This window comes from Arthrobacter agilis, assembly GCF_002953615.1.
GTDB lineage: Bacteria > Actinomycetota > Actinomycetes > Actinomycetales > Micrococcaceae > Arthrobacter_D > Arthrobacter_D agilis_B.
Genome location: NZ_CP024915.1, coordinates 644,481 through 650,276, shown reverse-complemented (window position 1 = coordinate 650,276; position 5,796 = coordinate 644,481). Strand labels below are relative to the sequence as shown.

Below are 5,796 nucleotides of genomic sequence, written 5' to 3'. Positions count from 1 at the left end.
GTCACGGCGGGGGACCCGCCGTGATGCTCGGGCACGTCAATGCGACCGACGGCGGAAAGGGCGTCTTCGCCGACCTGCGCTCCCTCTCCTCCGGCGACCGCATGAGCGTCGTCCGCGAGGACGGCACCACGGCGGTCTTCGAGTTCCAGCGCGGCGAGGCCTACCAGAAGGACGAGTTCCCCACCCTGACGGTGTACGGGAACACTCCCGGCTCGGAGCTGCGCCTGATCACCTGCGACGGCTACAACCCGGAGACGGGCGCCTTCGACGACAACTACGTGGTCTACGCGACGCTGGTGGTGTGAGGGCTACCTCAGGAACAGCTTCCGCAGGCGCAGCGTGGTCAGCAGCATGCCGACCACGATCATGACGAGGAAGTAGCAGAGGTGGAGCACGGCGGCCGGGGTGAACGAGGCGATGCTGATCTGGCGCAGCAGCTCGACCCCGTGCCAGAGCGGCAGGGCCTGGATGAACCACTGGAGGCCCTGCGGGTAGACGCTCAGCGGATAGAAGGTGGCCGAGAACAGGAACATCGGGAGCATCACGAAGTTGATCCACTCCATCTGCTGGAAGGTCTTCATGTAGCTCGTGATCCCCATGCCGAAGGACGCGAACCCGAACGCGATCACGACAGATGCGGGGATCACGAGCAGGGCCACGGGTGTGGTGACGAGTCCCATCACGGCCATCACGGCGGTGAAGCCTGTGGCGTACATCGCTCCGCGGAGCAGGGCGAGGAAGATCTCACCGATGGCGACGTCGAGCGGCCCCAGCGAGGTGTAGAGCATGCCCTGGTAGAGCTTCGCGAAGTTCATCTTGAAGAACACGTTCCACGTGCTGTCGTACACGGCCCCGTTCATCGCGGAGACGGCCAGCAGCGCCGGCGCGATGTAGGCCGCGTAGCTGATCTGCTCGCCGTTCGGTCCGGCGACGGTGCCGACGAGTGCCCCGAGCCCCACTCCCATCGAGACGAGGTAGAGCACGGGTTCGAAGAATCCGGACACCATGATCAGCCAGTTGCTGCTGCGCGTCGCCAGCAGGCCGCGCGCGATGACCGCCTTCGCGTTGCGCGAGTAGAGCGCCGCCAGGGGCCGCTTCGACCCACTGAGGGCATAGTCCCGGGCCGTCAGCTGCGCGCTCATCTCCCGAGCCTCCTCGCGTACACGGTGCGGGCCCTGCGCCAGCCGATCACGGCGAGGACCAGCAGGAACAGCACGTGCACGACGGCGAGCCACGCCGGTACGTCGTACCCGTACGTGAGTGCCCGGCCGAGTTCGGTGCCGTGCCACAGCGGCGAGATCCAGCCGATCCACCGCAGGAACACGGGCAGCGTGTCGAGCGGGAAGAAGGTGCCGCTGAAGAGGAACATCGGGGTCACGACGAAGCGCATCACGAGGGCGAACTGGCCCTTGTCCTCCTCGACGCCGGCCGAGTAGGCCATCAGCGGGAGGCCGAACGCGAGGCCGCTGAGGACGGCGACCGGGATGGCTGCCGCGCCGGCGGCGGACGGGGAGGCGCCGAACGCCGCGACGATGAGGAAGTAGATGATCGTCGTCGCCGTCAGGCGGGCCGTGATCGCGATGATGTGCCCGTTGACGATCTGGTCCGTGCTGAGCGGCGATGCGTGCGGGCCGTAGTAGACGCGCCGCCACTTGAACCCGTCCATGACCGGGTAGGTGAACTCGGTGGCCGCCGTCATGATCGTCGCCGACGCCAGCAGGGCGGGGGCGAGGAAGGCGAGGTAGCCGACACCGCCGAACGCTCCCGCTGCGGTGCGGTCGACGAGCGTCGCGAGCCCCACCCCCATGGCGAACAGGTACAGGACCGGTGTGCCCACGCTCGAGGCGAGCAGCGTCCAGCGGTAGCTGTTCATGGACCGGAGCACGTGTTCGGCGTAGTACCAGGAGCCGAACGTCCGGGCGCGCGCCGCTGACACCGCCGGCGGGTGGGCGGAGGGTCGGTAGGGCGGTGCTGCCGTTTCCTGCACGCGGGCGGGTGTCGGGTCAGTCAACGAGGCTCCTTCCGGTCAGGCGCAGGAAGACGTCCTCGAGCGACGAGCGCCGGACGAGCGACGTGATCGGCCGGAGCCCGCGCGAGGTCACCTGTTCCAGGGCCGCTTCGCCGTCGTCCGCGTAGATGAGCACCCGGTCCGGCAGCGGCTCGAGGCGTTCCCCGATACCCTGCAGCTCCGCCGCCACTGTGGTGTTGCGTTCGGACCCGAACCGCAGTTCGAGGACCTCCCGGGTCGAATGGTCGCGGATGAGCTGCGCCGGCGACCCCTCGGCCATGATCCGGCCCTTGTCGACGACGACCAGGCGGTCGCAGAGCTGCTCGGCCTCGTCCATGTAGTGCGTGGTGAGGATCAGTGTCACGCCCGACTCCTTGAGCCGGAACAGGCGGTCCCACAGGATGTGGCGCGCCTGGGGGTCCAGCCCGGTGGTGGGCTCGTCGAGCAGCAGGATCTTCGGCTCGTTGATCAGGGAGCGGGCGATGGTCAGGCGCCGCTTCATGCCGCCCGACAGCGCATCCACCTTGGCCGTGGCCTTGTCCGTGAGCTGCGCGAACTCGAGCAGTTCGTCGGCCTTGGGCCTGAGGTAGCTCATCGGCAGGCCGAAGTACCGGCCGTAGACGAGCAGGTTGTCGCGCACCCGTAGTTCCTCGTCGAGGTTGTCCTGCTGCGGGACCACACCGAGATGGGCGCGGACCTCCGGACCGTGCTCCTCCGGGTCGAGGCCCATGATGGTGAGCCTGCCCGAGGTCCGCTGCGAGACACCGCCGATCATCCGCATCGTCGTGGACTTGCCGGCCCCGTTCGGCCCCAGCAGGCCGAACGACTCGCCCGCGGGGACGTCGAAGGAGATGCCGTCCACCGCCCGGAAGTCACCGTAGTGCTTGCTGAGCTGCTGGGCGGAGATGACCGGTGGTCCGGAGGGGGTCGTCGACACCTGCCCAGCCTAGGCGAGAACTCCCATTGGCAGAAGCCAATGGGAGTTCCCGCACGGGCCTAGGCCCCGGCCGCCTGACGCTCGGCGGCCTCGACGACGTTCGTGAGCAGCATCGCGCGGGTCATCGGCCCCACTCCCCCGGGGTTCGGCGAGAGCCAGCTCGCCACCGACGCCGCCTCCGGGTCGACGTCGCCGGTCAGCGTCGCCTTGCCGGTGTCCGGGTCCTCGACGCGGCTCACGCCGACGTCGAGCACGATGGCGCCGGGCTTGAGCTGCCCGGCCGGGATCATGTGCGGGATGCCGGCCGCGGCGACGACGACGTCGGCCCGTCCGAGGTGGTCGGCGAGGTCGACGGTCCCGGTGTGCGCGAGGGTCACGGTCGCGTTGACCTGCTTGCGCGTCAGCAGCAGGCCCAGTGGACGGCCGACCGTCACGCCGCGTCCGACGACGAGGACGTTCAGCCCCGTGAGCGCCACGTCGTGGCGGAGCAGGAGCTCGACGATGCCGTGCGGGGTGCAGGGCAACGGGGAGTCCATCGGCGCGTTGACGTTGAGGACGAGCCTGCCGAGGTTGGTCGGGTGCAGGCCGTCGGCGTCCTTCGCCGGGTCGATGCGCTCGAGGATGGCATTGGTGTCGATATGGGCGGGCAGGGGGAGCTGGACGATGTAGCCCGTCGTGGCGTCGTCGGCGTTCAGCTCGTCGAGGACGGCCTCGAGCTCCTCCTGCGTGATGGTGTCCGGCAGGTCGCGACGGACCGAGGTGATGCCGACCTGGGCGCAGTCGCGGTGCTTGCCGGCCACATAGGACGAGCTTCCGGGATCGTCGCCGACGAGGACGGTGCCGAGGCCGGGAGTCACCCCGCGCTCGCGCAGCGCGCTCACGCGCTCGGTCAGTTCCTCCTTGATACGTGCGGCTGTCGCCTTGCCGTCAAGGATGCGGGCGTTGTTCATGGGGAAGATCCTTCTCTGGTCGCTCGTCCAGCTGTTCGAGCAGGAATGCCTTGCCGCGGTCGCAGCAGCCGGTGAAGCAGCACTCCGCGGCGGGGATGTCGAAGTCCGGTGACGCCGCCGCCCTCGAGGAGAGGGCGGCGCGGAGGATCGGATCTACCACTCCTCCTGGCCCGGGTAGAGCGGGAAGTCCGCCGCGAGTGCTGAGACGCGGGCGCGCAGCGCCTCGACGTCGGGCGACGGCTTCAGGGCGGCCGCGATGATCTCCCCGACCTCGGTGAACTCGGCCGCGCCGAAACCGCGGGTCGCGAGCGCCGGGGTGCCGATGCGCAGGCCGGAGGTCACCATCGGCGGGCGGGGATCGAACGGCACGGCGTTGCGGTTGACCGTGATGCCGACGGAGTGCAGGACGTCCTCCGCCTGCTGGCCGTCGAGGGAGGAGTTGCGGAGGTCGACGAGGACGAGGTGGACGTCGGTTCCGCCGGTGAGGACCGAGACGCCGTGCTCGGCGACGTCGGACCCGGTGAGGCGCTCGGCGATGATCCGGGCACCCTCGAGGACGCGCTCCTGGCGCTCCCTGAACTCGGGCGAGCCGGCGATCTTGAAGGCCGTGGCCTTGCCGGCGATCACGTGCATGAGCGGGCCGCCCTGCTGTCCGGGGAAGACGCTCGAGTTGAGCTTCTTGGCCCACTCCTGCTTGGCCAGGATCACGCCGGAGCGCGGGCCGGCGAGGGTCTTGTGCACGGTGGACGTGACGACGTCGGAGTGCGGCACCGGGCTGGGGTGGACGCCCGCGGCCACGAGGCCGGCGAAGTGCGCCATGTCGGTCCACAGGAGCGCGCCGACCTCGTCGGCGATGGAGCGGAAGGCCGCGAAGTCGAGCTGGCGCGGGTAGGCGGACCAGCCGGCGATGATGACCTGGGGCTTCTCGGCGAGCGCCTGCTCGCGCACACGCTCCATGTCGAGGCGGTGGCTGTCCTCCTCGACACCGTAGGCCGCGACCTCGTACAGCTTGCCGGAGAAGTTGAGCTTCATGCCGTGCGTCAGGTGTCCGCCGTGCGCGAGGGACAGGCCCATGATCTTCTCGCCCGGCTTGATCATGGCGGCGAGGGCCGCGGCGTTGGCCTGGGCGCCGGAGTGCGGCTGCACGTTCGCGAATTCCGCGCCGAACAGGGCCTTGACGCGTTCGATCGCGAGGTTCTCCGCGACGTCGACGTGCTCGCAGCCGCCGTAGTACCGCCGCCCGGGGTAACCCTCCGCGTACTTGTTGGTGAGCACGCTCCCCTGCGCCTCGAGGACGGCGCGCGGCGCGAAGTTCTCCGAGGCGATCATCTCGAGGGTGTCCCGCTGACGTGCGAGTTCGTCCCGCAGGACGGCGGCGATCTCCGGGTCCACCTCGGACAGGGGCGCGTTGGTGACGGAATCTGCGGCAGCCTGGGATGGAGCCGTGGGCGAAGTGGTCATCGGTTGATCCTTCTGTGGGTCTCGCAAGAGGTCAGCTTGAGTCGCGGGTGAGGCGGCGGATCGATCATCCGCGCCCCGGCCGCTCAGAAACGTGACCCGCGGCCCAGGCGTGCGATCCGTGGTCTGCACTGGAAGCACGGGTCCTCCCGGGGGGATCGATCCGGCTCCATGCCGCTTCCTGGTGGTTGCCCACCCTACGCCAGTCGCGACGGTCCCATGCTAGCCGTACGACGGCGTGCCCCGCCACCGCTCCCTGCGCACTCCCGCGCGGGGCGCCCGGCCTGCGTGCTCCGCCTCCTCGGCATCCGCCCGAAGGGGCGGCTCCCTCCCGGGCCCGTGGCGGGAGCCCGTGGAATACGGGATCATGCCGGCCCGTTCGGGATGAGTGGAACGGTGTCCCGACGGACGGGCGCCGCCGGGGAGGGTCGTGGTCATGCTCG

General features: G+C 69.6%; 7 protein-coding genes. 1 reads left to right on the top strand and 6 read right to left on the bottom strand.

The features are described from left to right. A partial coding sequence (locus CVO76_RS03185; RefSeq protein ID WP_208740649.1) for a sortase domain-containing protein occupies positions 1-305 on the top strand: 305 nt, incomplete at its 5' end. 3 nt (positions 306-308) lie between these two features. On the opposite strand, the gene CVO76_RS03180 is transcribed toward CVO76_RS03185, so the two are convergent. The 6 genes from CVO76_RS03180 to CVO76_RS03155 all read right to left on the bottom strand — a co-directional run. Further along, entirely contained in the window at positions 309-1,142 is an 834-nt protein-coding gene (locus CVO76_RS03180) for an ABC transporter permease (protein WP_208740648.1), read from the bottom strand. Continuing rightward, positions 1,139-2,011 (bottom strand): ABC transporter permease, encoded by an 873-nt coding sequence (locus CVO76_RS03175; protein WP_244186166.1) that lies wholly within the window; start codon positions 2,009-2,011, stop codon positions 1,139-1,141. Before CVO76_RS03175 ends, CVO76_RS03180 begins: the two co-directional genes overlap by 4 nt. Continuing rightward, the gene (locus tag CVO76_RS03170) at positions 2,004-2,945 is read right to left on the bottom strand and encodes an ABC transporter ATP-binding protein (RefSeq protein WP_208740647.1); all 942 of its coding nucleotides are present in this window, start codon (positions 2,943-2,945) and stop codon (positions 2,004-2,006) included. Before CVO76_RS03170 ends, CVO76_RS03175 begins: the two co-directional genes overlap by 8 nt. Positions 2,946-3,004: 59 nt before the next feature. Further along, positions 3,005-3,895, bottom strand: a complete 891-nt coding sequence (locus tag CVO76_RS03165) for a bifunctional methylenetetrahydrofolate dehydrogenase/methenyltetrahydrofolate cyclohydrolase (protein ID WP_208740646.1) — start codon at positions 3,893-3,895, stop codon at positions 3,005-3,007. A 153-nt stretch (positions 3,896-4,048) separates the two neighbouring features. Then, on the bottom strand, positions 4,049-5,356 hold the full coding sequence (gene glyA / locus CVO76_RS03160; RefSeq protein WP_208740645.1) for a serine hydroxymethyltransferase: 1,308 nt from the start codon (positions 5,354-5,356) through the stop codon (positions 4,049-4,051). Positions 5,357-5,575: 219 nt separating this feature from the next. Next, the coding region (locus tag CVO76_RS03155; RefSeq protein ID WP_208740644.1) for a hypothetical protein at positions 5,576-5,796 on the bottom strand (221 nt) is incomplete at its 5' end.

What these genes read in the sequence shown, in the direction of transcription:
- CVO76_RS03180 (WP_208740648.1), bottom strand. Translation starts at nt 1,142, where the DNA reads ATGAGCGCGCAGCTGACGGCCCGGGACTATGCCCTCAGTGGGTCGAAG.
- CVO76_RS03165 (WP_208740646.1), bottom strand. Translation starts at nt 3,895, where the DNA reads ATGAACAACGCCCGCATCCTTGACGGCAAGGCGACAGCCGCACGTATC.
- glyA (WP_208740645.1), bottom strand. Translation starts at nt 5,356, where the DNA reads ATGACCACTTCGCCCACGGCTCCATCCCAGGCTGCCGCAGATTCCGTC.